1 protein-coding gene is annotated in these 305 nt (G+C 64.6%); it reads left to right on the top strand.

What is annotated here, in order from left to right; all coding sequences use genetic code 11:
* Window positions 1–95: 95 nt before the first annotated feature.
* Window positions 96–305 (top strand): hypothetical protein (locus tag IO33_RS51970; RefSeq protein ID WP_209439028.1); only part of this gene is annotated, 210 nt, incomplete at its 3' end.

Here is a 305-nt window from a genome sequence, read left to right on the forward strand (position 1 = left end):
CACACGTCGCACTGTGTGCGGCTTTGTGCCCGGCGGTGGCGATTACTTCACCACCGCTCCCGAGATCACCACAGCTTGCCCATTGAAGGTGTCTGATGACTGACCGAGAATCCGAGCAGGGCTGGGCGAGCGACCCCCAGGTAGCCCATTGGCTGGGCGAACACACCGACCCCTCACCCGACACGATCACCTCGGCCGACCCACCGGTCAAGGCAGAGCCAGGCTCCACACAGTCCGGATGGTCCCCCGACACGACCGTGTGGGCCCAGAACGCAGCGGTCAATGGCTGGCTCGCTTCTGAAACC

Origin of the sequence: Streptomyces durhamensis (genome assembly GCF_000725475.1) — a bacterium.
Classification (GTDB): domain Bacteria; phylum Actinomycetota; class Actinomycetes; order Streptomycetales; family Streptomycetaceae; genus Streptomyces; species Streptomyces filipinensis.